Source organism: Croceimicrobium sp. (genome assembly GCF_965228705.1).
GTDB lineage: Bacteria > Bacteroidota > Bacteroidia > Flavobacteriales > Schleiferiaceae > Croceimicrobium.
Window position 1 is genome coordinate 3,161,533 of the sequence record NZ_OZ245832.1, and the last position, 26,815, is coordinate 3,188,347.

18 protein-coding genes are annotated in these 26,815 nt (G+C 45.2%); 11 read left to right on the forward strand and 7 right to left on the reverse strand.

Going from position 1 to position 26,815, the window contains the following annotated elements:
• Positions 1-8 precede the first annotated feature (8 nt).
• Positions 9-6,458, forward strand: coding sequence for a PKD domain-containing protein (locus ACO05P_RS14120; protein ID WP_421751796.1), 6,450 nt, complete (start codon positions 9-11; stop codon positions 6,456-6,458).
• A gap of 60 nt (positions 6,459-6,518) precedes the next feature.
• Here the strand turns inward: ACO05P_RS14120 and ACO05P_RS14125 are convergent, their stop codons facing one another.
• The 3 genes from ACO05P_RS14125 to ACO05P_RS14135 form a co-directional block, all read right to left on the reverse strand.
• Positions 6,519-7,004 carry a nuclear transport factor 2 family protein gene (locus tag ACO05P_RS14125; RefSeq protein ID WP_421751797.1) on the reverse strand — a complete coding sequence of 162 codons (486 nt, stop codon included), beginning with the start codon at positions 7,002-7,004 and terminating at the stop codon, positions 6,519-6,521.
• Positions 7,005-7,309: 305 nt separating this feature from the next.
• Positions 7,310-7,597 carry a rhodanese-like domain-containing protein gene (locus tag ACO05P_RS14130; RefSeq protein ID WP_421751798.1) on the reverse strand — a complete coding sequence of 96 codons (288 nt, stop codon included), beginning with the start codon at positions 7,595-7,597 and terminating at the stop codon, positions 7,310-7,312.
• Entirely contained in the window at positions 7,594-7,809 is a 216-nt protein-coding gene (locus ACO05P_RS14135; protein WP_421751799.1) for a hypothetical protein, read from the reverse strand. Before ACO05P_RS14135 ends, ACO05P_RS14130 begins: the two co-directional genes overlap by 4 nt.
• A 126-nt stretch (positions 7,810-7,935) precedes the next feature.
• Here ACO05P_RS14135 and ACO05P_RS14140 point away from each other — a divergent pair, with 126 nt between their 5' ends.
• A complete protein-coding gene (locus ACO05P_RS14140; protein ID WP_421751800.1) occupies positions 7,936-9,813 on the forward strand; it encodes an ATP-binding protein in 1,878 nt (625 codons plus the stop codon).
• Positions 9,814-9,835: 22 nt separating this feature from the next.
• Positions 9,836-11,113 (forward strand): PQQ-dependent sugar dehydrogenase, encoded by a 1,278-nt coding sequence (locus tag ACO05P_RS14145; protein WP_421751802.1) that lies wholly within the window; start codon positions 9,836-9,838, stop codon positions 11,111-11,113.
• Here ACO05P_RS14145 and ACO05P_RS14150 read toward each other — a convergent pair.
• Positions 11,110-12,381, reverse strand: coding sequence for an NRAMP family divalent metal transporter (locus ACO05P_RS14150; RefSeq protein WP_421751804.1), 1,272 nt, complete (start codon positions 12,379-12,381; stop codon positions 11,110-11,112). The genes ACO05P_RS14145 and ACO05P_RS14150 overlap by 4 nt on opposite strands.
• 66 nt (positions 12,382-12,447) lie before the next feature.
• On the opposite strand from ACO05P_RS14150, the gene ACO05P_RS14155 reads away from it, so the two are divergent.
• The 5 genes from ACO05P_RS14155 to ACO05P_RS14175 all read left to right on the forward strand — a co-directional run bounded on the left by ACO05P_RS14155 (position 12,448) and on the right by ACO05P_RS14175 (position 19,136).
• Entirely contained in the window at positions 12,448-13,392 is a 945-nt protein-coding gene (locus ACO05P_RS14155; protein ID WP_421751806.1) for an NAD-dependent epimerase/dehydratase family protein, read from the forward strand.
• A gap of 189 nt (positions 13,393-13,581) precedes the next feature.
• Positions 13,582-14,550 (forward strand): DUF6607 family protein, encoded by a 969-nt coding sequence (locus tag ACO05P_RS14160; protein WP_421751808.1) that lies wholly within the window; start codon positions 13,582-13,584, stop codon positions 14,548-14,550.
• Between the two features lie 22 nt (positions 14,551-14,572).
• A complete protein-coding gene (locus tag ACO05P_RS14165) occupies positions 14,573-15,814 on the forward strand; it encodes a T9SS type A sorting domain-containing protein (RefSeq protein ID WP_421751810.1) in 1,242 nt (413 codons plus the stop codon).
• Between the two features lie 59 nt (positions 15,815-15,873).
• Complete coding sequence (locus tag ACO05P_RS14170; protein ID WP_421751812.1) at positions 15,874-18,135, forward strand: TonB-dependent receptor; 2,262 nt, start codon at positions 15,874-15,876, stop codon at positions 18,133-18,135.
• Positions 18,120-19,136: an HmuY family protein gene (locus tag ACO05P_RS14175; protein ID WP_421751814.1), complete on the forward strand. Its 1,017-nt coding sequence runs from the start codon at positions 18,120-18,122 to the stop codon at positions 19,134-19,136. The genes ACO05P_RS14170 and ACO05P_RS14175 overlap by 16 nt, the downstream gene beginning before the upstream one ends.
• 3 nt (positions 19,137-19,139) lie before the next feature.
• Here ACO05P_RS14175 and ACO05P_RS14180 read toward each other — a convergent pair whose 3' ends face one another.
• The gene (locus tag ACO05P_RS14180) at positions 19,140-19,649 is read right to left on the reverse strand and encodes a hypothetical protein (protein ID WP_421751816.1); all 510 of its coding nucleotides are present in this window, start codon (positions 19,647-19,649) and stop codon (positions 19,140-19,142) included.
• Between the two features lie 196 nt (positions 19,650-19,845).
• Here ACO05P_RS14180 and ACO05P_RS14185 point away from each other — a divergent pair, with 196 nt between their 5' ends.
• Both ACO05P_RS14185 and ACO05P_RS14190 read left to right on the forward strand, forming a co-directional pair.
• Positions 19,846-20,448 (forward strand): hypothetical protein, encoded by a 603-nt coding sequence (locus ACO05P_RS14185; RefSeq protein WP_421751818.1) that lies wholly within the window; start codon positions 19,846-19,848, stop codon positions 20,446-20,448.
• Positions 20,445-22,079, forward strand: coding sequence for a hypothetical protein (locus tag ACO05P_RS14190; RefSeq protein WP_421751820.1), 1,635 nt, complete (start codon positions 20,445-20,447; stop codon positions 22,077-22,079). Before ACO05P_RS14185 ends, ACO05P_RS14190 begins: the two co-directional genes overlap by 4 nt.
• Here the strand turns inward: ACO05P_RS14190 and ACO05P_RS14195 are convergent.
• Positions 22,076-22,579 (reverse strand): hypothetical protein, encoded by a 504-nt coding sequence (locus ACO05P_RS14195; RefSeq protein WP_421751822.1) that lies wholly within the window; start codon positions 22,577-22,579, stop codon positions 22,076-22,078. The two genes, ACO05P_RS14190 and ACO05P_RS14195, sit on opposite strands and share 4 nt — an antisense overlap.
• Before the next feature lie 26 nt (positions 22,580-22,605).
• On the reverse strand, positions 22,606-23,856 hold the full coding sequence (locus ACO05P_RS14200; RefSeq protein WP_421751824.1) for a metallophosphoesterase: 1,251 nt from the start codon (positions 23,854-23,856) through the stop codon (positions 22,606-22,608).
• Between the two features lie 95 nt (positions 23,857-23,951).
• Between ACO05P_RS14200 and polA the strand changes: the two genes are divergently transcribed.
• Positions 23,952-26,753 carry a DNA polymerase I gene (polA, locus tag ACO05P_RS14205; protein ID WP_421751826.1) on the forward strand — a complete coding sequence of 934 codons (2,802 nt, stop codon included), beginning with the start codon at positions 23,952-23,954 and terminating at the stop codon, positions 26,751-26,753.
• The last annotated feature ends 62 nt before the right edge of the window (positions 26,754-26,815 follow it).

A 26,815-nucleotide genomic window follows, 5' to 3' on the forward strand; every position in this document is an offset into this window, starting at 1 on the left:
ATGGCCCTATGCGGAACTTCATTACTGCTCTGCTGGCCTTAACCTGCTTTAGTGGTTTTGCACAGATCACCGCCGACTCCGCTATCGCGGTTAATGCAGTCGGGGTGCAGGATGTTAATTTTTTCCCCTCAACTAGTACCCAGTCGGCTTGTGCCCAAACGATTACGGTAAATCTTCCAGCGGGTGATTGGATTTATGGAGTGGACCTTTATTATACCATCAATACTGTTGGGGGCATAACCGGTATGCCTCCTGCAGGTATCTATGCTTATCTGGAATGCACCACTACCGGGACGAATGAAGGTCAGATTTATACGGGTTCGGTTTTTACACCGGGGGCCTCAGAAAATGTAGTTCGCAGCAATCTGAGTTTCCTGAATGGCAACTACCCCGGCACCAGCCTCGACTTTAAATTACATGCATTCGATGTTGCTTTTTTCAGTTCGGGTTGCGATACAGCCGATGCCAAGATCCAAGCAGGTTCCTTTAAAGTGGTTGTGCATCACGGTCCCATGCCCACTTGTTGGAAGCCCTCTAATTTGGGTATGGATTGGGCGATGCACGATCGGGCGGCATTAAGCTGGACCAGTGGAGGGGCCTCCAATTGGCAGATCAATTATGGCAGTCCGGGTTTTAGTGCGGGTTCCGGGACCTGGGTAAATGCCAATTCTAATCCATTTGTTTTAAGGGGACTAAATCCCAATACCCTCTATGAATATTATGTCCGGGATAGTTGCGGCTCTGGCGATGTAAGTTTATGGGAAGGTCCCTTCCAATTTCGAACCATTTGTATTCCCACTGTAATTAGTGGTACTTATACTGAAGGATTTGAGTCAGCCACCTGGCTACAAGGTACCGGTGGTCAAAACGCCAATAATGTCATTGATTTCTGCTGGAAGCGGGATCCGGAAGCCCCCACTGGAGGCCTTGGCGGAGGTAGATTTGCCTGGGGAACTAGGCTTGGAGCTACCCCAACCGCAAATACCGGCCCGGGTGGAGCCTGGCTAGGCAGTAAATACATTTACGTGGAAGCTACCGGGGGACAGAATCAAGATGTAGCTACCATTACTTCACCCTTGATCGATGTAAGTGCATTAACTACACCCACTTTAGAGTTTTATTTCCACCGATATGGTTCTTCAGTCGGTAACCTGGAAGCCCAGGCTTGGAGTCAATCTACTGGATGGCTAACAGTTTGGTCTAAGTCGGGTGCCCAGGATCAAAGCAGCAATATCGATCCCTGGATAAAGGAAAGTATTACCCTCAATGCCTTTGCTAACGATACCATCAAGATTCGTTTTCGGGCGGTGCGTTCCCTTCAGCCGGAAGGCGATATGGCCATTGATGAGGTAGTGATTAAGGAAGCCGCCAATTGTCCGGATCCTTCGGCTTTAAGTCTGAATGGTCGCACGAACAGCAGCGTGACCTTGGCCTGGAACTCCGCCAATGCCAGCAATTGGCAAATTGAGTACGGTCCGAATGGCTTTAGTCAGGGTGCAGGAACCTTGCAAGTAGTTAATAGTAATCCAGTAATCATTAGTGGCCTGAACTCAGGCACGGTCTACGATTTTTACATCCGATCATTATGCGGGGGAGGCGATACCTCAGGCTGGATCGGGCCTATTTCGGCCATGCCGTATTGTAATGCTTTGACGGCACCCTATTCTGAAAATTTTGATGGCGGAGGCTGGACCCCTGGCACCGGAACCTATAATGGTGGAGACGCCCTGGGACCTTGCTGGTGGCGTTATCCCAATCCGGGTACCATGGCTAGTGACCCTTTGTTTTGGGGACTGCGCGCAACAGCGGGCTCTACTCCTAATACCGGACCTACTCAGGATCATACCGGGTCCAATTTTATGTACGTGGAATCTTCGGCTGGTTTCTTGGGGCAGGTAGCCTCTTTGGAATCACCCTTAATTGATATCAGTCCTTTAGTGAATCCTGAACTGCGATTTTTCTATCATATGTTTGGGAATAGCATGGGAACTTTGCGCATCGAGGTTTTCCGGGCCAGCACTGGACAGTGGACTAATGGTGTTTGGTCGATTTCCGGTCAACAGCAGAGTAATGCGGTAGATCCCTATTTAGAGGCCATAGTTGATTTAAGTGCCTTTGCGGGAGATTCCGTAATCATTCGTTTTTCCGGCCTCAAGGGTAATGAGCGGCGCAGCGATATGGCCATTGATCTGGTGACCATAGACGAAGCACCACCCTGCCCGCAACCGAGTGGACTAACAAGTTCTAATTTAGGGCCTAATTCGGTGGATCTTTCCTGGACCAGCGGTGGGGCCAGTCAATGGCAAATCATTTATGGGCCCAATGGATTTAGTCCAAGCAGTGGCCTGGGAACGATTGTTAATGCCGGTAGTAATCCCTTTACCTTGCTACTCACCAATAGTCAGGTATATGATATTTATGTCCGCGACAGCTGTGGTGCCGGAAATGTAAGTGCCTGGGTAGGGCCAATTACGGTTACCATGCCTTGTGGACTGGCGGTAATTCCCTGGTTCGAGAATTTTGATGGCGGTGATTGGACAACCGGTCTACCTGGTTCCAATAATGGTAATGCAATTAGTTCTTGCTGGTCGCGCCCCTCTGTTAGTAATCCCAATTTTGGTCCTTGGTCCGGAGGCACAGCATCTTCCAATACGGGTCCAAATGCGGATGTTTCGGGCACAGGAAAATACCTTTATACCGAAGCCAGTGGTGCCAACGGTTCGGGTTCCATCACCAGTCCGCAAATTTATTTGAGCCCGGTAATTGCCAACCCCACCTTGAAATTCCACTATCACCTCTATGGCAGCGCTATTGACTCCCTCTATGTTGAAGTAAATAATGGCGGTGCTTGGACCTGGTTATGGGGTGTTCAAGGACAGCAGCAAAGTTCCAATGGTTCGCCCTGGACAGAGATTCAATATGGCTTGCAGAATTATTCGGGTGATACCGTGCAAATACGATTTACGGGAGTAAACAGTGGCTATACAGCCGATATGGCCATTGATGAGGTCTCGATTGAAGATGTGGCCTGTCCGCAGTCCAGTAATTTTGCCATCCAAGCGGTAGGAAGCAATTCGGTGGATTTATCTTGGTCCAGTGCCGGTTCTCCGGGCTTTATTATTGAATATGGTCCGGCCGGATTTAATTTGGGTTCAGGCACACAGGTTTTTACGACGGCTTCTCCTTTTACCTTAACCGGTTTGAGCCCGGCCACGGCCTATGATTTTTACCTCCGCGATAGTTGTGGTGCTACCAGTTATTCAGCTTGGCTGGGGCCGATTTCTGCCGCTACTTTATGCTTGGCTTATATGGCTCCTTATCTCGAAAATTTTGATGGGAGTTCCTGGGTTGTAGGAGTGCCCACCGCCAATAATCAAGGCAATCAAATTGATGTTTGCTGGACGCGGCCATCCGACAATAATCCCAATTTTGGTACTAATTCCGGGCCTACCGCTTCGGCCAATACCGGTCCGCTTGCGGATGTGAGTGGCAGTGGTAAATATTTGTACACCGAATTCTCCGGCCTAAGTGGTTATGGCGAAATCAGCTCGCCGGAAATCTTTATTCCAACAAGCATTGCCAATCCGGTTTTGCATTTCGACTACCACCTCTACGGATCCAATATTGATAGCCTGGTGGTATTTCTTGCAAAAGATGGCAGTATGCAGTGGATTGGCGGCATAGTAGGCGCTCAACAAAGCAATTCGGCCGATGCCTGGAAAACCCATGGAATTGAATTAGATGCCTGGTCGGGCGATACCGTACGCATCATCTTCCGCGGTTATAGTCAAGGTTATATGGGGGACATTTCCATAGATGAGTTTAAGCTTTATGATGATCCCTGCCCTATGCCAGATAATTTTTCGGTAGGCACCATCACTAAAAATAGCATCAGCCTAAGCTGGACTAGTGGAGGGGCGAGTAATTGGCAAATTGAATACGGCCCAGCCGGATTTAGTCCCGGTACCGGTACCTTGATTTCCGTAAGTTCCAACCCCTACACCATTTCGGGTTTAAATGCCAGTAGCTACTATGAGTTTTACCTGCGTGACAGTTGCAATGCCAATGATCAGAGTCTTTGGCTGGGACCACTTTTAGGTTCTACCTTATGTGATACTTTAATAGCTCCTTATTACGAAAGTTTCGACCTAGGCTTTGATCGCGGAAGCGGAGCTCAAAATACCGGAGCCAGCATTTCACCCTGTTGGAATCGCAATCGTGATACCCTTTTCTTTTGGGGTGGTGGCCAGGGCAATACGCCTTCCACCGGCACCGGGCCCACTGGCGACAAAACCAGTGGCAGCGGTAATTATGTATATACCGAGGCCAGTGCAGGAAGCGGAGGTGATACCGCTATTTTGGAAACCGGTTATATAGACCTCAGTGCTTTGACGCAACCGGAGTTGCGTTTCTGGTACCATATGTTCAGTCAGAACAGCCAAAACCTCTGGTTTCAATGGGAAATCTATAGCGGAGGAAGCTGGATTATTCTGGGTAGCCTGGCGGGTGATCAAGGGAATTTGTGGCAGGAGCAGCGCTATGATTTATCGAGCTATCTCAACCAAACGGTACGTTTTCGATTTGTGGTATTAAAAGCCACAGGCGGCAGCATTTATCAATCGGATGTGGCTTTGGATGAATTGGTGGTGGATGAGAAAATGGCCTGTAATCCTTACAGCATGCCTTTCCTCGAAAACTTTGATGGAGCAGCCTGGCAGGAGGGAACGGGTGGTTTAAACGATAATGATTTGATCGACCCTTGTTGGAATCGATTAGCGACAAGTCAAATGCGTTGGGGAACCGGAATGGGAACAACAACTTCTGCTAATACCGGCCCCAGTTCAGATTTAAGTGGCAGCGGAAATTACATCTATACCGAAGCATCTCGGGGGGCAACCAGTGCCATGATTAGCAGCCCACCCATTATTGTGGATAGCCTAATAGCCGCTCCGCATATCTTTTACCATTACCATATGTATGGGGCCACCATAGTGAATATGAAGGTGGCCATTGAAAGGTCTTCTGGAACCACGATTTTGCAAACCTATACCGGTCAACAGCAAAATAGTAGTACCGCAGCTTGGATTGCGGATTCTATTGATATCACTGCTTATAAGGGCGATACGATTACCCTGCAATTCATCGCCGAGGCTACCAGCTTTACAGGTGATATAGCCTTGGATGGCATTGAGGTACGCGATGCTATTTTACCTTGTCCGGATCCAACTTCTTTAAGCATTTCGGCCATTAACCAAACAGACTTTAGTCTTAGTTGGAGCTCTAGCAATGCGCCCAATAGTGGCATCTTAACTTATTATGATATCGCATCCGGACCTTCTACCATGCAGGTGATTACCGGTATCAATAGTCCTTATACCCTCACGGGGCTAAGCGCTAACCATAGCTATGCAATTAGTATTTACGACTCCTGTTCCGTAGGGCAGTTCAGCGGAAGCTTATATGATACGGTAAGTACTTTGCCTTGCGATACAGTTACTGCCCTTTTTAGTGCTAATGCTTCGTATTTAGGTTTGTCTCTGGATGGCAGTAGTTCCCTTAATGCAGATACCTTGATTTGGGATTTTGGTGATGGTAATGGATCGGGTACAAACCCGGTGAACCACCATTATGCCAATGCTGGAATTTACAATGTGCAGCTAATTGCTTTGAACCATTGTGGGACCGGTGATACCTTGGTTCAATCGATTCGAATTTGCGATACGCTTAATCCGCAGATGACATTCACGGTTTATTCGGATAGTGTACTTTTTAATGCCAGCGGATCTATGGCTACTTCCTTCCATTGGGATTTTGGTGATGGGAGTACTGATACCAACCGACATAGCAATCATGTTTATGCTCAAAGTGGCACCTATACGGTACAATTAACCGTTTCCAATCTTTGTGGCGATTCGGTAAGTATAAGTCAAAATGTACAAGTTTGTGGTGCTCCTAAGGCGGATTGGACTTATACGGTGATGTCACCAATAGGTAGTGGCTTGCGGATTCAATTTGATGCTTCGGCTTCGCGAAATGCCAGTAGCTATGATTGGGATTTTGGGGATGGTAATACGGGTACAGGTGTTAATCCCATTCATATTTACCAAACACCAGGACTTTTCTATATCGTAAAATTGAAGGTGACTAATGCCTGTGGAAATAGTCATGAATGGGCTTGGGCTCTATTTGCAATTGGAATGGAGGAACAGGATATAGAAAAGGCCCTGAAAGTATATCCTAATCCAGTGGAGGATGTTCTTAAGCTTGAGTGGGATGGAGAACTAATAGAGCTTCAGGCGCTCTATCTGCGGGATGCCAGCGGGCGAAACCTAAAGGAAATCCGACCGAAACAAAGTCCCATGGAATGGGATTTAAGCAATTTGCCAGCCGGAACCTATTATTTACAAATTCAGCATCGGGGAGGTGTTCACAGCCTACCCATAATTGTTAAGCCTTAAAAGCAAAAGCCCCTTCCGAAATCCGGAAGGGGCTTTTAGCATTAATCAACGGGAAGAGTCTTAAACAAAGCTCCAGAAGATTTTTTCAATCTTCCAGCCATTGCCAACTTTAACTAGGGTAATCATTTCTTTCCAGCGCTGGCCTTCCGGTCCGGTTACCAGCTCTACAGTTGCATATTTTTCGTTTACCTCGGTAACGGTAATTACATTATTCTGACTATCAGGGGCAATTACTTCCTGGCCACTCATTAAGGTGCGGAGGTCGTCGATAGTTTGTACTTCGGTTAAAGAACCGTCACGATTTAAACCCTGATTGGTAAAATTGTCGCTGAGCACTTTGCGCATTTCTTCAAAATCGCGCTCGTTGAAGTTCTCGATATAGGTTTGCACCGCAAATTGAGGACTGTTTTTGGGCTCCCCTTCTTCGGGTAGCTCAATTATGTAAATAGGTAATTGGATTTGTTGTTCGGTTGGATTACCGCCCACATTGGCTGAAGCAGGCATAATAGTCCCTGCCATCAGCAAAGCACAAAATAGTGATTTCATGATGTTTATGTTTTAGTTTCGTGCTACGAATGTAGAGGCTTAGCCTTTTAGGCTCTGTTAAGGAATTCCTAAAGACCTGCGAATGGAGGGAGAGGGTAGACGAATGGGGGAAATAGGACTTTGGAAGAATTTAATCTTCGATCTTGCAGGAATCTGCGGGGCAGGCTTTTTTGGCAAAGCCTCTGGAAGTAAAATAGATAGCTGGTATCAGCAACCACCATTGCTCATCATACCAGGCACTTCCTAAAAGAGAAATTCCGAGCCCTAAGTTTAGGACTCGGATTAAAATTCGATAGAAATTAGGACTAAGCTTCACGTAAACTCATAAAGTAGTTCACATTCAACCAGCTGCCACCATTCAGGCAGTCGATGCCATTACCACGCAGGAAACTTTCGGCCATACCACTGCGGTTACCACTGGCGCAAACCAAAATTAAAGGAGCTTCCAGCGCACGTAATTCATCTAATTTACTGTTGATCTGATCCAGAGGTATGTTAAGGGATCCCGCAACATGACCGCCCGAAAATTCAAGGTGGCTGCGTACATCCACCACGCTACCCTTGCCTTGGGCAATTAATTCTTGTGCATTCATTTTTTCAACTTTTTAAGGTGATCATCGATCATGCTTAATAAAAGGCCACCCATTAATGCACCGTATAAACTCGAGTTGGTAGGATCACCCGTAATGGTACAACCATCTTGGCAACCTACCTGATCATAATAAATATAACCAGCGGCTAATCCGAGCACTGCTCCCAGTAGAGTAAAGCGGAAGCGAAGAGTGAGACTTTTCAGCTTTTTCATGACGGGGCAAAATTGCACATTTCCAGTGGAATGGATGTGTGACATAGGTTCTCTAGAAAATCTTAGAATGTCTAAATCCAAGTGCAGGGCTTTGACGTATATCTCTTTTACCTGACAACATGAAACATGAACTACTCACTCAAACCTTTGCGGATAAATCTGCAATGGAGGGCTATTCTTGGCTTTTTGCTTGTAAAAAGTTTACTAATTACCGGGCTGGCTATTTTCTATCAATTCAGTCAAAAGAAGAATCTTTATCAGAATTTAGTCCATGACCTGGAAATCGGTCAACAGAAGTTTAGTGATCATCGAAAACTTTTATCCTATCTGGCACAAAATTCAAATCGTGCAGCTTTAATAAGCTGGGCGGAACCCCTTTTATCGCCTCCGGATATTCAGCTGCCAAATCCTCTGGGGGAGCTCCAGGAACCGATTCGAAAAGTAAAAGCGAATATTCATACCTATCAGGAAGCTTTTGCGAAGGAAATAAGCCCTACGCAGGAAATACAAGCTTTAAATCAAAAGGCCATCTCTCTAGAGGCTGATTTAGCAAATTTACATGCCGAGCTTAAGCAGGCGCAAATGAGCTTTGAAAAAACCAATGGACTCTGGGTTTGGATATTGTTAGGCTTGCTTTTTACAGCGGCAGTGGTATCCAGTCTGATGTTGAGTTTCTTTTTTAGTGCTGGTATTCGCAAAGTATCGAAAAACCTAAGAGCTTATGTGGCTTCAGGCTTTAAGCCAGATGCGATCCAATATGAAAAGTCTTCCATACCGGAATTACAAAGTTTAAACCGGGATGTTTGGCGCATGCAGCGCACCCTCGAAGAAAAGTTAAATGAGGAGTTTCAATCAAAACAAAAGGCTCTGGATTTAGCGCAGCAAAAAGCGCGCACCTTGTCGGGACTAAGCCATGAAATTCGGACTCCTTTGAATGGGATTAATGGTATGATCCACCTGATGCGCTCAACGCCATTGAATGCAGATCAGGAGGAAATGCTTGATATCGCCGAACATTCTTCGGATCATCTTCTGGATCTGATTAATATGATTTTAGATTATTCCAAGTTGGAGGCCGGAAAGATCAAGTTAAACAGGAGCTCTTATCATTTACACGATGAATTAAACAAGCTCCTGGAAATGTTTCGTTTTCGGGTAAGGGAAAAAAGCATCCGCATGAAATTTGATTTTCCGGAAGAGTATCAGGATAAATGGATTCTTTGTGATGGCCTTCGATTGCAACAGGTCTTGATTAACCTTTTGGGCAATGCCGTAAAGTTTACCGATGAGGGCTATATCAAATTAAAAGTGGAGTTTCTCAACCTTAAGGGTCCCGATCCTTTGATCTATTTTGAAGTTCGAGATACGGGTATCGGAATGAATCATGAACAATTGGATCGACTTTTTCAGGATTTTGAGCAGGTACATAGTGAGTCGGTCCAAAAGTCGGGCGGAACAGGCTTGGGCTTAGTGATATCCAAATCTCTGGTGGATCTTATGGGAGGCGAATTGCATGTGGAGAGCAAAGAAGATTTGGGTTCTCGCTTTTACTTTAGTTTTCCCCTGAAGGAAACCATGGCGGTAGAGCGGGAAAAACCGCAGTGGAATCAGGTTAAACTGGAGGAGGAAGGCATTTGGATACTTCTGGCAGAGGATAATCAGATTAATCAGCGAGTAGCGGAAACCATGCTTCAGAAAATGGGCTATCAAGTGATTACCGTGAACAATGGAGTCGAAGCCCTGGAAGCCTATCAAAATACGGATGTGGAATTGATCTTTATGGATATTGAGATGCCCGAGATGAATGGTTTTGAAGCGGCAGAAATGATTATGCAGACAGAGAAGTTCCAGCGTCGTCCGGTTCCCATTGTGGCATTAACAGCCAATATGCGAGATGAGATTCAAAATCAAATGGAAGGAACGGCAATCCAGGACGTAATTACCAAGCCATTTAGACCATCAGAAATTAAAACAAAATTGGAGCTCTTGCTTAAGGACTTGTAACTTGCGAGCCAAAATTACAGCGATGCGAGTTGCCCCGAAATTACTTTTCCTTTTCGTTCTTTTTCAGGCCTGTTCATCGGGTTCAGATTCTGGAGAATCTGCGGATAGCTCAATCCGTCAAGCTGGGATAGTAGTGCCCGAAGGTTTTAAAGCAGAGGTCTATGCAGATGACCTGGGTAAAGGTCGACATATGGCCAGTCGCCTAAATGGTGATTTGTACTTGCGCCTTTCCTATCCCGAAAGAGGTGCTTCTATTGTGGCCCTCAGAGATTCGAATCAGGATGGATTGGTAGATCGCAAAGTATATTTTGAAGATCTGGAGGGAGGAACAGGGATCAAGCTCCACAATGGTTACCTCTATTTTAGCACAAATACCCAGGTTTTCCGTCGGCAGTTTAAAGGGAATGAGTTAGTGCCTTCTGGCGAACGTGAGTTAATCCTCAGCCTGGCAGATCAAAATCAACATGCCGCAAAACCCTTGGCCTTTGATGAAGAAGGGAATATGTATGTAACCATCGGGGCACCCTCTAATGCATGTCAGGATCCCAGTCGTACCAAAGGCGTGGCCGGTCAGGATCCATGCCCACTGCTGGAAACCAGTGGGGGTATTTGGAAATTCAGCGCCAGTATGCCGAATCAAACTTTTGAGGATGGAGAAAACTTCGCTACCGGCATACGTCATGCAGTGGGGATCACCTGGAATCCTAATCATGCAAAACTCTATGCTATGCAACATGGTCGGGATCAATTGCATGAGTTTTGGCCCGAAATCTACAGCGCTAAGCAAAGTGCCGAATTGCCAGGAGAGGAGTTTTTGAGAATTGAAGAAGGCAGTGACTTTGGCTGGCCTTATTGTTATTACGATTGGCAAAAACGCGTGAAACTATTGAACCCCGAATATGGTGGTACAGGCGATAGTATTGGGCGTTGTGGAAATGTAGACCTTCCCCTTATGGCCTTTCCCGGGCACTGGGCACCCAATGCCATTGAGTTTTACAATCAAGACCAATTTCCGGTTAATTATAAGGGTGGGGCATTTATTGCTTTTCATGGTAGTTGGAACCGTGCACCTTTCCCTCAAGAAGGTTATCGGGTAGTTTTTGTGCCCTTTAGTGGAAATGATCCGATTAGTGGCTACCAATCTTTTGCTACCGGTTTTTCGGGAAGGAATGATCAGCCGGAATCACCCGCCTCAGCAGAATACCGGCCTTGCGGATTAGCCGTGGGGGGAAGAGGTAGTCTCTTTATCAGTGATAGTCAGAAAGGCCGTATTTGGCGAATCAGCTACGAAGGAAATTAAAAGATTAGCGCATACAGATAGACCAGGCTAAAGCCGCTAAGGAAAACGAGTCCCAGGCGTGAAAGCCAGCGCATTGCAAGTCCCGGCCGGTCTTCAGGTCTTAAACCCATGACCAGTTTAAAATTGGCGAAAGCAATGATGGGTGCAACTAAAAAGCTAATTGCTGTGGCTAAATCTACCAGGCTGCGCAGGGAATTTCCAAATTGATTAATAACGAGTAAGGCCCCCAAGCCTACTACGATTAGCACAATTTGGAAAGTGCTGTTCCCCGAGCTTTCTTCGCCTTTGGAGTTTTGCGGTCTTACTAATTGCCATACTCTTTGAGCACTTCTTGCGTAGCCATCAAAAACCGCAATGCAGGTGCCGAACATGATACTGAAAGCGGCCGCAGAAATGACCCATCTACTCCAATCGCCAATGCTCTCGGTATAGAGGTTTATGATATCTCCGGCAAAGGCGGCTGAACCCTGGGCTAAGACTTTATCCGTGCCAAAGACGAGGTAAGCTCCCAATAGCATAAAGCAGGGGGCCAATAAGGCGGAGATCCAATAACCGATATTGAATTCACGCAGTACTTCTTTTAAGCTGGATTGATAACCGGATTCTTTACGCCGGGCTAAGGTCCAGAGGCTATTCCAGGCGGAGAGGTCCACTGCGGTAGGCATCCATCCCATCAAGGCGATTAAGAAAGGAAAGGAAGGATTACTGATCTCTAAAATGGAGGCATCAAACCATTGAAAGGGATCGGCGGCTGGACCACGACCCAAGGTGCTGAAAAAGGCCAGGAGCGTAGAAGTAAGTAAAATACTACCTACAATTTTGATTAAGCGATCCAGCGCTTTATAATGCCCGATTAAAAGGATAAGCATGCAGGTGGCAAAGAGTAAAAAGGTAGTGACTTTTATACTAATGATACCCTGCAGGCCAAATAGCTGATGCAGAAATCCAGCCGTTACTGCACCCACGGCGGCGGTTACAAAGAACATGGTGCCGAGGGTAATCAGACCATAAAGTAGGAGCATACCTTTACCTAAATCGCGATAGCCATCAATAAGCGATTGTTGCGCCGAGGCCGCATAACGAGAGCCGTATTCAAAGAAGGGGAATTTGAGCACATTGGCCAGAATTACGGCCCAAAGGAGGGCAAAGCCATAATCGGCACCAGCGCGGGTACTCTGTACTAAGTGACTGACACCGATAGCGGTACTGGCAAAGAGTAAACCCGGTCCCAGGGTCTTTAAAAAAATCCGGAGCGATTGTGCTTTCATTGCGCTTGGAATCAAATATAGGGGACTAAAAGCGATTATATTTGCCACTCTCAAAAAAGCAGTTTAATGACCGACAAAATTTTAGTTTTAGGTTCTTCCGGTCAAATTGGAACAGACCTCGTAGATAGCCTCCGCGAAGCTTATGGCAATGACAATGTAATTGCTTCAGACCTCAAAGCTCCCTCTGCCGAAAGGCTGGCCCAGGGACCTTTTGAGCAATTGGATGCCTTGGACGATAAAAAGGTTTTTGAGGTAATTAAGAAACACGGTATCAATCAGGTATATCACCTGGTAGCCATGCTTTCGGCCACTGCAGAGAGAATGCCGTTAAGAGGCTGGGACCTGAATATGCGCAGCTTATTCAACTTTTTGGAATTAGCGCGTGAAGGTCATATTTCTAAAATGTACTGGCCTAGTTCTATTGCTGCCTTTGGACCTAATACTCCGGTTGAAGCTACCCCGCAATACACGGTAATGGACCCGGGAACGGTTTATGGAATTAGTAAACTGGCTGGCGAACTATGGTGCGATTATTACCATAAAAAGTACGGTTGTGATTTGCGTGGTTTACGTTATCCTGGATTGATTTCCTGGAAAACGGAGCCCGGTGGTGGAACTACCGATTATGCAGTAGATATTTTTCATAAAGCAGCAAAGGGAGAGGACTATCATTGTTTCCTTTCGGAGAATCGTCGCCTACCGATGATGTACATGCCCGATGCCATTAAAGCGACTATTGGTATAATGGAAGCTCCGGCCGAGCAGGTTAAGATCCGTACCTCCTACAATGTGGGGGCCTTTAGCTTTACTCCGCATGAATTGAGCGCTTTGATCGAAAAAGAAGTGCCCGGTTTCCAAACCTTTTACGATGCGGTAGATTCTCGTGATGCTATTGCCGCAGGCTGGCCACAGAGCATCGATGATCAGAGAGCAAAGTTGGATTGGGGCTGGCAGCCCGACTTTAGCCTGGAGGCTATGGTAAAGGATATGCTTGCAAATCTAAAGGCCTGATTTAGACCTTTTTTCAGGACTCATTTAGTAAACCAGGGCAATCGTTCTGGAGGATATTACTGTCTTAAACGGTTAATATTCATGGGTTTAAAAGTTAATTTAAAATTAATCTAAATAAACTTTGTTAAGACTTCTTCGGTTTTTAGTTTTGCCGGCTCAGAACTTATAATCAGTCTAAATAAAAATAAAATGAAGAAGTTTTACGCTGCTCTGCTTACAGCTTGTACTTCGCTGGGAATTCTTTCAGCGCAAGCTCCGGAAGAAGAAAAAGGCTACATCAAAGAGATGTGTGGCTGCTATGAAGTTGAATTCAAGTATGCCGAAACCTTTTCGGATGCCACGGATTACCAATTGCATGATCCCTATTCTTCCAAAGGATTGGAATGGATTTTTGTAGATGAAGAAGATTCTACGCATTTGGTATTACAGCATCTGCTGATCGTAGCGGGTGGTGAGCGCGTAATTAAGCACTGGCGCCAGGATTGGTTTTACGAAAACCTGGTTATGCTTCAGTACCAAAAGAATTTGGAGTGGAAGAAAACCGAGATTTCGGCTAAAGAAGCGAAAGGTACCTGGACCCAAAAGGTATATCAGGTAGATGATAGTCCTCGCTACGAAGGTTATGCCACCTGGATTGACGTGGATGGTAAATTATACTGGGAATCTCAGGTTGCGGCTCCCTTACCTCGCCGTGAATTCACCAAGCGCGATGACTACAATGTTATGCTGCGCAATAACAAGCATAAAATCACCAAAACCGGCCACGTACATGAATTGGACAATGCCAAGGTAATCCGCACTGCTGAAGGTGATAGCATTCTGGTTTGGGAAAAGGGTATGAACTCTTACTTCAAAGTAGAAGATAGTCGTTGTGAAGCTGCTCAAATCTGGTGGGAGGCTAACAAAACGTACTGGCGCGATGTACGCATGGTATGGGACAATATCCTTAGCGAGCAAGATTATATCAACCTGGAGTATATGGTAGATGATCAGAAATTATGGCAACGTCTTTTTGACCTTGGCGATGAAATGATGGCCAAGAAAAAGTACCGCTCCGAGAAAGCTCAAAAAGAGGTGCGTGCAATCATCGAAAGCTACCTAAGCGCGAATCCTACACCTTGGGTGAGTGCTGAAAATGAGTCCGAGAAAGCTTATTAATTTATTCCAGAAAAACACCATCATGACTAAATATATAACTACACTCTTCTTAGGCTTGGGCTCTCTTATTTTAGGAGCGCAAAGCTTCGATACCACGGGGATGTCCCAGTGGTCTCAACGCTACAATTCCTATGAAACCTGGATGCAAGGTGCATTTGATGCTTACCGCGATACCAGCGATATGACCGACTTTGGTTGGGGGAATTACAGTATTACCAGCCACTTGATTGAGGGCGATAGTATCTACATCCTTAAAACTGTGAGCGGTCAATACAAAGCGATTTCGATCGATAATCTGGCTTCTGGGGTTTACTCTATTACCTACAGTGATCTGGATGGAAGCAATCAGGTATATAAATCATTGGATCGCGATCCTTATGAAGATCGCAATTTCTTCTACTATTCCATCGACCATGATCAAATCAAGGATTTGGAACCCAATACCGCAGATTGGGATATCATCTTTACCAAGTACCCAATTATGTTCCCAGGCTTTGGGGCTTATCCGGTAGCTGGAGTACTGCATAATCGTGGAGTACAAACCGCTCGTATTGAAAGTCAAGCTGCCGGAACAGCGCAATTGTCAGATACCACAAGCTTTCCATTTTCCGCTTCTATCGCCAGCATTGGCTACGATTGGAAAGATGCTTTTGCCGGGGTGGTTTTCGATACCCTTACCTATTTCGTGAAAGATCAGAATGGTCAGATCAATGAGCTCGAATTTGTAAGCTACGGGGGTAGCGCCAATGGAAATATGAGCTTCACAGTAAACGGAGTTTTAGATAGCATTAGCCTCGGTGCAGGTAATGATGGACAGGTGTATTACAGCTTGAACAATCGTGCTGAAGTAGCTCAAAACACTGACCTCGACTGGGATATCGCTTTATTCGCTCAGAGTAGCTTTGCCGCGGTTCCGGTACGCATTAACGATATTGGTGGCGCGGAGCTTTATGTATATCCTCATAAAGATATCATGCACTGGACCAGTATTGGTATGGAAGAGAATCCCATGCAATTGCTATCTGTATGGCCAAATCCAGCCAAGGATCATTTAAACCTGGCTTTGAGTACCGACGCCAGTCAAAACATTAGCCTGCGTGTATTCTCAATGGAAGGTTGCTTGGTAAAGCAAGAGAACTTAAGTGTACAGCCTGGGATTAGCGAGCAGCGCATTGATTTAAGTGCGGTTCCTGCCGGCATGTACCAAGTTCAAATTGAAGGCGAAAACTACGGAGCACAAAGCCGTATTCTGATTCAACCCTAGATCAATAGATAAATAAATTTGGAGCCCTTGGCTGTTGCTAAGGGCTCCTTTTTCAGCATATGAAAAAGCGCATTTGGCTTTGGCTTTTTGGTTTCTTGGGCTTTACTGTACAGGCTCAGGAAGTTTCTTTTTTAAGGCTTTTGGATGCCCATACGGCTCAAGCGGTGGAAGGCGCACATGTAAGCTTGATTTGGGAAGGTGATAGCCTCTATACTGTTTCAGATGCTCAAGGTCGCGTTGAACTTATAGATCAAGATTTGCTTTGGATTAAGGTGAGCCACCTTTCTTATGAGCCCTACCAAAAGGCACATCCAAAAGCAGGGAGCTTACATTTTTTAGTGCCCGAAAAAGGCCAATTGGAAGAAGTGGTGGTAACCGGTCAAAATGCGCCCACTTTAAGTCGTAATGCCGTGCGGCAAGTACGCATTATTGATGCCCAAAGAATTCAAAACCAGGCGGCTGTCAATTTAAAAGATCTGCTCAGTCAGGATCTCAATTTTAGGATTAGTGAAGATGGGGTTTTAGGGAGCCAAATTAGCCTGCAAGGAATGAGCGGAGCCAAGGTGAAAATTTTAATTGATGGCGTACCGGTAATTGGTCGAATGGATGGCAATATCGACCTCAGTCAGATAAACCTCAATGCCATCGAAAGAGTGGAAATTGTAGAAGGTCCCATGGCAGTTACTTATGGCACCGATGCCGTGGCCGGAACGATTAATCTGATCACCAAGCAATCGCAAAGACGAAGGTGGCAAAGCAATGCCAATGCTTATGTGGAGTCTGTAGGTCGTTATAATACAGATGCTTCCTTGCAGTGGGCCCTCAATGCTCAAAATCAATTGAGTATAGACTTAGGGCGTAATTATTTTCAAGGCTATGACCCTGATGGGCAGGCCCGGGATTTACAATGGAATCCTAAAGAACAATACTTTGGCAGTTTGCAGTTTAAGCATCGTCAGGGTAATTCGCTTTGGCGCTATCGCTTGGATGCCTTTCAGGAAACGGTAAAAAACAAAGGGGCTATTGGTTCTTTTGATTCGCTTCTAGTACCGGTAGATACCGGCGCCTGGAAATACCCTCGGGCTCTGGATGATGAATATCTTACCACCCGCCTCAATCATTCCCTGTATTACCATAATTACCCGGAGCAAGGCGGGCGCTGGAAAGGCTTTTTGGCCTATAATTATTTCCGGCGTCAAAAATTTAGTCGTATTCGGAACTTACATCTGGGAACCGAACAGCTATTTCCGGATGCTGATGCTCAGGATACCAGCATTTTTAAATTAATCAGCTCTCGCCTGATGTACCATCGAAAATGGGCCGAGAAGTTCGATTATCAATTAGGTTATGATTTTAGTTGGGAGTTTAATTCCGGTAAGCGCATAGAGGGAGAAGTACAGGATATTTTGGATGCGGCTCTCTTCGCAACGGCAGAGTATAAGCCCTGGGAAGTTCTAAGCCTAAAACCCGGTTTGCGATATGCCTATAATAGTCGTTTCGAGGCTCCACTTATTGCCTCTTTGGCTTTGCGTTGGGAGATGCGCCCGTCCTGGATTCTGCGCGCATCCTATGGCAAAGGCTTTCGGGCTCCCAGCCTTAAAGAACTCTATTTCCTTTTCGTGGATGAGAACCATAATATTTTGGGGAATGCCGATTTGAAGGCAGAAACCAGTCATAATTACCAATTAGGGCTGAGCTATCATTACGATAAAGCCGATTGGCATTGGCAAACAGAGGCGCGTTTCTTCTTTAATGACCTTCGCGATGAGATTCGCTTAATCGCCATTCTTTCACCTACCGATACCGAACCCCGTGGTTTGTATCGCAATCAGAATGTAGCCCGCAGTCAGAGTGCCGGCTTAAACTGGAACTGGCGATTGGCGAAGGGGGGCTGGAACACTGAACTGGGTATGGCCTGGATAGGTCTTAAGAATGAGTATGCCTTTAGCGATCCGTCCGCCAATCAATTTAATTTTTACCCACAATACCGCTGGAGCATTTCCTATCAATTTACCAAGTGGCATTTAAAGCCAGCCTTGTTTATGAATTATACCGGCGAGAGGAAAGACCTCGCCCTGGATGCTGAGGGGAATTTAAATACACGGACTTACAGCGATTATACCCTGGCCGATTTTAGCCTCCAGAAAGCTTTTTGGAAGCAACGCTTCCTCCTTACCCTTGGAATTAAAAATCTTTTTGATGTTGGGAATATCGCGGTTAGCGGAACGGGCAATGGGGGCACTCATAGCACAGCAGCTGGCAGTTTACCCATCAATTACGGACGAACTTATTTTCTGCGTTGTCAATGGAAACTCGATTAAAAACATTTTTTGTTGCAGCACTGCTCTTTTCTTTGACGGCTTGCGAACCGGAAGAGGAATTGCGACCCGGACTATTTGTGAGCGATCAAATTGGTCAGATGGATATGGTTTCAGCCGATGGTATTGACTATCAATTTGAGGCCTATTTCGATTTGAGCAGCAATAGCATGAAGGCTAAAAACCGGCGCGATGCCTGGGATTTGGCTTTTTCGGCCGATCCACAAAACCCCAATATCTATGTGAATTCAGCCCAATTTATGCGCGTGGCGGCCACTGGTACCTTGAATTTTGATTCCACTTTTCAAGCCAGCGATTTTGATTTCGAGTTTGAAAGGGTTAATCGTTATTATAATCGAGGCTGGATGACTGATGCTTTGCAGGATCCACGGGGACAGGTTTTTTTGATAGATCGTGGCCAGGACTTACAAGGGCGTAAGCGCGGCTATTGCAAATTGCAAATTCAGGAATTCCGAAATGGATCCTATCAATTACGTTTCGCCAATTTGGATGGTACTAATTCTCAAAGCCTGAATGTGGAAACCCAGGCGGATTATAATTATCAGTTTCTTAGTTTGGCTAATCCAGATAGCTTATTGAGCCTGGAGCCCCCCAAAGATCAATGGGATTTACATGTTTGTAAGTATATGGAGCGCCTTTGGGATGGCAGCGATACTCTGGACTATTCGGTAACGGGAGTCTTAATCAATTCAAAATGGGCTCGTGCCTATCGCGATACGCTCTTAAGTGCAGATTCCACCCTAAGCTTTGGAGACATCAAAGCCAGTGATATACAACATCATCAACTCAAAGCTCAAACCGAAGCAATTGGCCACGAGTGGAAATACTATGATTTGGATGAAGGAACCTATTTGGTTCGCAATCGTTGGATCTACTTCATCGAAGATGCTGAAGGTACCATTTACCGCCTGCGCTTTATTGGCTTTTATGGTGCCGAAGGACAAAAAGGAAATGTAAGCTTTGAGTATTTGCCTTTGGAATAAGACCTATTTCTTAGTCAAATACACATCCAATAAAAGGTCCACCGTTCCAAAAGTGGTATCGTTCTGGTAGCGCGTGGTAGCTACTAAACTGGTCTCCGTTTTATTACTGATGTTATAGGTCATCGGCCCATAGGATGGATCGTCGATAATAAACTGAGTGTCGCTGGTATAGGTAACATCTCCGGTTCCGCCAACATTAATTGGCACCGGTAAGGTTTGTCCGAAGAGATTAACCTCCATTGTGCTGCTTACCTGATAATCTACGGTTTTGTTGCGTGCATCGAAATTGTAGTTACCCGAAGTATTGGTGCCCGTACCCGCAAGTGGGATGGTCCCTAAAACACCAGATTGCAAGGAGCCATTATAATCAGCTTGAGTTACCTCAAAGTCACCATTGAGGAAAGCGGCTAAGCCGGTTAAAGGCGCTTGACTGCTGCTGCCATCATCTTTCTTGCGACAAGCTGCAAAAGCCAAACTCAAAACCAATACTCCAATAATGCCGATGTTTTTCATAACTGTAGGGATCAGAACTCAAATGTATTAATTCGCGGGAATGTCAAAACAGGTTCAATATGAATAATTTTTATCTTCGCTTTAAATCTTTGCTTTGACACGGAACTGTCTATTAATCTTAGTACTTACCTTGAGCTTTTCTTGGCAAACATTTGCGCAAAATGCGGATTCTGCGACCGCAAAGCCTCAAGCTGTAATGTTTAACAAAGGCTGGGGTTTAGGCTTTGGAGCAGGTCTAAAAGGACTAACTGCACAAGTTTCGTATCATTTTATTCCCGAATTAAGCGTGAGAGCAGAGCTCAGTGGAATTCGAGTGGAAGATCTTACTTTGGATATTGATTTTAGCGGCCAAACATTACGTACCATAGGTAATTTAGACTTGTTGAATACTGCTCTGGTATTAGATTATTTTCCTAATTACGAAGCTTCTTCTTTTCATTTTTTCGCGGGTATTAGTTATGCTTTTACTAATCGAATGCAGGGGAGAGGACTGTACCCGGAGGCCGTGGAGTATGGAGAGCTCAATTTCGAGGGCGAAGAAATAGGATATGTTGATGTCCAGATTCTTCCTGCTAAATGGATGCCTCAATTCGGGGTGGCTTTTGGCCGGAGCAGGCCCAAACGAAGAGCTGGTTTACGTCTTGAAGTAGGGACCTATTATTGGGGCGCCCCCAAGGTTCAAATGGAGGCGACCCGCATGCTTGAAAATACGGCACAGGAAGCCGACAAATTGGAAAATAATTTAAGTGCATACCGTTGGTGGCCTTTCCTTAACCTGGCTTTAAACTTTCGACTATGACATTGCGTCCATTTTTTGCCTTAATTCTTTTAGTTGGTTTTACGGCCTGTAAGAACCCTACAGATGACGTGGTGGTCCATATTAGCCCCGACTTTTATGATTATGCCATTAGTATCCAATTGTGCGATCTTAGTGCTCCCAATCAGGTGTTAAATAGTAATGCACAGTTTAGCCTTAGTGGTGCCGATGCTGGCGAAGTGTATGTGATTGACGGTTCACGTAATTATCAATTTAACCGGGGAGAAGTAGCCCTAATTTTAAATCGATTGGTTTTGGAACCCCAAACAGATCATCCGGTTGGTTTCACCCTGCAGGTTGATGCTGATGGATTTCGTCCGAAAACTTTCTACATACAGGTGGATGAAGAGGAATATTTTTCCCAGGAAATCATCTACCTCTTACCCGATAATCCCAATATGAATGGTTTGGGAACACAGAGCTCGATGGCCAGTCTAAATAATAATGCTAGTCTAGCTGATGAAATTCGATTTGATTTTAATACCCAAAGTGATACTCTGCCAGCCAGTTTTAGCCTGGCTCTGGATTCAGGAGTTACCTTTTTGGATCGCGAAGGAAACAGCATTAGTGGCACTTCTTTGGATGTTGAGATTTTGGGGTTTGATACTTACAGTGATAATAGTACGCTCTCCCTACCCGGTAGTTCTCTTATTCAGGATATGGAAATAAACGGTAGGGTAACCCGCAGTTTTATTGGTCCTATGCCTCGCTTGGATATTAACCTTTCGGTGGATGGGAAAGAAGTGAAATACCTGCAAGGAGGAACTCTCTTTACCCGAATGAACATCCCAGAGGTAACAAATCCCTTTACTTTAACCACCTATGCAGAAGGGGACTCAATCGATGTGATTTCCTTTGATGAAAAAGATCAATTCTGGAAATACCTTGGGACTGAAGTGGTTCAGAAAGATTCAGCTGGCAAGTTTATTAGTGTAGAGCTGGATAATTTCTCATCCAAGAGTTTTACCAATGTGGCCAATAATCAGGCCGACTTGCACATTAAAGTGAAGACTTCCGGGCACATCATGCTATATAACGACTTTAAAGCAGAGTTTACCGGTAATGATGGAACCTATAGTAAGCTTCTAAACCGCACAGCTAATGCGGCTTTTGATATCAAACTAGATCCAGGATTGATTCTGTATGCTCGGGTTAATCCAACTGTAGCTTTTATGGAGGTGCTTACAGGGAGTGGAATTTTTAGCAGTAGAAATCCGGCCGGAAGTGGCAATAGCATCAGTGTTCAATGGAATAGTACCAGCGATACTGTAGTATATACTCTGGAACCAACATCTGATGTCTTTGTAGGATATTATAATGCCTTTTGTGCGAATCAACCGAATGTCTTACTGTATCCTCCAGTAGGTACTAAGGTATATGTTAAAGAAGCAGGTGCAGCTGATTATCCATTAGCCCCGGTACATATCGTAACCAAGGAGAATAAAAATTCTTTACGATTTGAAACTACCGCGGTGGAGGATGGGAAGTACTACGATGTGAAAATCACCTATTCTGGCGAGGATGTGGCGGAGCGCTTGAACATCCTGGCAAAGTATGGAGAGACCATCGAGGTGGAGATTCCAAGCAAAGACTGCGACGCCTTGGGTATTTAAGGCTTATACAAGTAAATTTCCAAATCAAGATCTAAAATAAAGCCAACGGTATCATCTTCATAGGAGGTGTGTAATCGGCAACTATCAGCCCATTGTTTACCCAGTACGTAACGCATGATGCCTAGTTTAGGATCTTCAATTACAAAGGAAGTGTCGCTATCGTAAACCACAGAAATGCTGTCTCCAACCTCTAAGGGAATATCAACAGCCTGCCCTAAAACACTTAGTTGTATGTAGGTGTTTAGAGAATAGTCAAGCATGGATTTATCTGCATAAAGGTGATAATACCCATGTGTACTATCACCAAAAGCACTTAAATTCTCTGTTCCCAAGGGGCTGCGTACCTCTCCCTCATAATAGATTTTACCCAAATTGAAACGCCCGTTCAGATATTGCGCTATCGGGGGTATGGCTTTGTTTTGACTGATTGGGCTTGTTTCTTCTTTTTTACAAGCGAGGAACAATACTAATATAGCCAAGGAGCTAAATGATTTTTTCATAGGAGGGTATTCACCGGCAGCGCAAATTAGCTATTTCCTTCGCCTTTGCTACTTCCTTTCCTTAATTCCAATACGGTAATTTCCGGCCAAATACCCACTCTTCCGGGGAAGGCTAAAAATCCAAAACCACGGTTTACATAGAGGTAACGACCGGCATCTTCATAGAGGCCAGCCCATTTGGGGTAGCGGTATTTAACCGGACTCCACCGGAAGAAGCCAGGGATCTCGATGCCAAACTGCATACCATGCGTATGACCACTTAAGGTAAGGGACATTTTCTTGGGATGCTTTTTTACCACTTCATCAAAATGCGAAGGGTCATGGGACATCAGGATGTGAAAGTCTTGATCAGAAGTGTCTTTAAGAGCCAGTTCTAAATCGCCATGTTGGGCAAAACCCTTACCCCAGTTTTCAACTCCCACCAGGCGGATGCGCTCCCCATCTTTTTCGATCACTCGATTTTCATTGCGAAGTAAATCAAAACCAATATCAGCATGGGTGCGATAGAGCTTTTGCATATTGGCTTCTTTAGCTTCGGCTGAGGGCCAGTTTACATAATCGCCATAATCGTGATTTCCTAATATGGAGAACTTACCCATGGGCGCACTAAGGCGGGAAAACACTTCTTTCCAGGGTTCCATTTCATCCGCCACATTATTTACTAGATCGCCCGTAAATAATAGGAGGTCACTTTTTTGCTGATTGATGAGATCAATACCATAGGCGATCTTTTCAGGATTATCAAAACTACCGCTGTGTACATCCGAAATTTGCGTCAGGCGGAAGCCGTCAAAGGCATCGGGTAAATCCGGGAAGAAGAGGGTCTTCTTAATAACCCGATAATTGTATTTCCCTTTAAAGATGCCGTGTAAGATTCCGGCAAAGGGAATAGCGGCCAAAGCCAGGGCCATCTGACTTACAAACTTTCGGCGTGAAGCAATAAAAGGTTCTCCTTCTGTAGAGCTAATAATTTTCCCGCTAATCCCTACGATGATGCGCACAATATCCTCAATGAGAAGGGGAGCACTAATAATTAGTTTGGGCACAAAGAGCAGGACGAAGCTACCCATGAAAACTTTGAAGAGAGGATGTTGCGGCCCGGCGGAGCGATCGAAATTGATGATCACCAGCACCAGTAAAACCAAAAAGGCAATGGATAAACCCCAGTATACATATCGCCCCCAAACTTGATCTTTGGTAAGGGTGCGTACCGCTTGATAAGCGTAAATATCAACCACGCTCATAAGGAGCACGGGGATTAAAATTCGAAAGAGCACAGAATAAATTTTTAGGTCTAACCCATCATTCCGAAAAAAGATCAGGGTCTTGATTGAATAATGCTAATTTAGGGCGTCTTAAAAGAATTTTCCAAATGTCTGATTCTAAGCCTACCCTTTATTTATTGGATGCCTATGCTTTGATTTACCGGGCTTATTTTGCCTTTGTAAATAATCCGCGCATCAGCTCCAAGGGTCTGGATACCTCGGCCATCTTCGGCTTTACCGTAACGCTGCTCGAAATTCTCGAAAAAAAGAATCCCTCGCATATTGCTATTGTTTATGATACGCCTCAACCAACAGTTCGCCATATTGAGTATCCGGAGTACAAAGCACAACGCGATGAGACCCCAGAAGGTATTAAGGTAGCCTTTCCTTATATCCGCAAAGTAGCGGAGGCTTTTCGCATTCCCTTTTTAGGCGTAGATGGCTATGAAGCCGATGATGTAATTGGCACCCTGGCTAAGCAAGCCGAACAAAAGGGCTATGAGGTGTATATGATGACACCCGATAAGGATTTCGGACAATTGGTTTCGGAAAACATCTTTATGTACCGTCCGGGTCGCAGTGGCAATCCACCGGAAATTTGGGGGGTGCCGGAAGTTTGCGAAAAATTTGACATTGAGAATGTAGATCAGATAGTAGACTATCTGGGCATGATGGGTGATGCGGTAGATAATATCCCGGGAATACCCGGAGTGGGACCTAAAACAGCTTCCAAGCTTCTAAAGCAGTACGGAAGTATGGAAGGTATGTATGAGCATGCAGAGGAGATTAAAGGAAAATTGGGCGAAAAAATTCGCGACAATCAAGAACAAGCATTGTTATCCAAGAAATTGGCCCGCATCTTAATTGATGCCCCCATTGAGTTTCATGAAGGTGACTTTAAGAAAGATCCGGCCGATGAAGAGCTTATCAAAGAGCTTTTTAGTGAATTGGAATTCCGTACCCTCTCCAAAAGGGTTTTAGGTGAAAGCATCAGCCCTAGCGCATCCGCCCCTAAGGCCAAAGCGAAAGCAGATGCCAGTGGTCAAACCGATTTATTTGCGCAGGTGCCCACGGAACAGCCCGAGTCGGATGCTGGTGACGGTCCGCGGAACTTATCCAATACGGAGCATTTGTACCAATTGGTAACGCATCCCAAGGAACGGAAAGAATTATTGGCCAATCTGCTTAAGCAAGAAGCGGTGTGTTTTGATACCGAAACCACTTCCATCGATGTGCGGGAAGCCGAATTGGTGGGATTAGCCCTGAGCTATCGTCCTGGCTTTGCTTATTATGTGCATCTGCCGGAAGGCGAGCAGCAAGCGATTATTGATGAGTTCCGACCTTTCTTTGAAAACGAAGAAATTGAGAAGATTGGTCAGAACCTGAAATACGATATCTCGGTTTTATCCAATTACAATATTGAGGTGCAAGGCCCCATTTTCGATACCATGCTGGCACATTATCTTATTAATCCGGATATGCGTCACAATATGGATATCATGGCCGAAACCTATTTGGCTTACGAAACCCAGTCTATCGAGGAATTAATAGGCAAGAAGGGTAAGAATCAGAAGACCATGCGTCAGGTGGAGCCCGAGAAGGTGGCGGAATATGCTGGTGAGGATGCAGATATTACCCTGCAATTAGCGGCCATTTTCAAAGAAAAATTGGGTGATGATTCTACGGCCAGAGTATTAAAGGATATCGAAACGCCTTTGGTGAAGGTGCTTTCTCATATGGAGATGGAAGGTATAAACCTGGATCGGGAGGCACTTAAAAAACTCTCGAATGAATTGGCGGAAGATATCCTCCGTTTGGACAAAGAAATTCATGATTTAGCCGGCAATAGCGAGTTTAATATAGCTTCACCCAAGCAATTGGGCGATGTCCTCTTTGCTGAAATGAAATTGCTGGATAAACCGAAGAAAACCAAATCCGGACAGTATTCTACCTCAGAAGATATTCTGCAAGAATTGGCCGGGGAGCATGAGATAGCGCAGAAGATTTTGGATTATCGCCAAAGTGTTAAACTGAAGAGTACTTATGTAGATGCCTTGCCCGAAATGGTGAGTCCGGTAACCCAGCGTTTGCATACCAGTTTCAATCAGGCGGTAGCAGCCACGGGGCGATTAAGTAGCAATAATCCCAATTTGCAGAATATTCCGATCCGCACCGAAAGAGGTAAAGAAGTTCGTAAGGCCTTTATTCCTCGCGACGACAATCATGTGATTTTAGCGGCGGATTACAGTCAGATCGAATTGCGCTTAATCGCAGAATTGAGTGAGGAAAAAACCATGATGGAGGCTTTCATCAATGGGGAAGATATTCATGCGGCCACCGCAGCTAAAGTCTTTGGGGTTTCTTTGGAGGATGTTACACGCGAAATGCGAAGTAATGCCAAGACGGTGAACTTTGGAATCATCTATGGTGTAAGTGCCTTTGGCTTAAGTCAGCAAACCAGTTTAAGTCGCGGCGAAGCTTCGGATATTATCAAATCCTATTTCCGCACGTATCCCGGCATTCAGGATTATATCGAATCCCAGAAAGAATTGGCGCGTCAGCAAGGATATGTAGAAACCATGCTGGGTCGTCGTCGCTATTTAAAAGACATTAATAGTCGCAATGCAGTAGTGCGCGGCCATGCGGAGCGCAATGCGGTAAATGCACCGATTCAGGGATCTGCGGCGGATATCATTAAAATCGCCATGATTAAGATTGATGCGGCTCTTAAGGATTATAAAACCCGCATGCTCTTGCAGGTGCATGATGAATTGGTATTTGATGCACCTAAGGAGGAATTGGAAACGGTGACGCCCATTATCACCGATTTGATGCAAAATGCCATTGAAACCAAAGTACCATTGCTAGTAGAAAGTGGATTCGGTGCCAATTGGTTGGAGGCGCATTAACAGGAATCTTATTTTAAAAGCATAAAAAAAGCCTTCTCAGTTGAACCGAGAAGGCTTTTTAT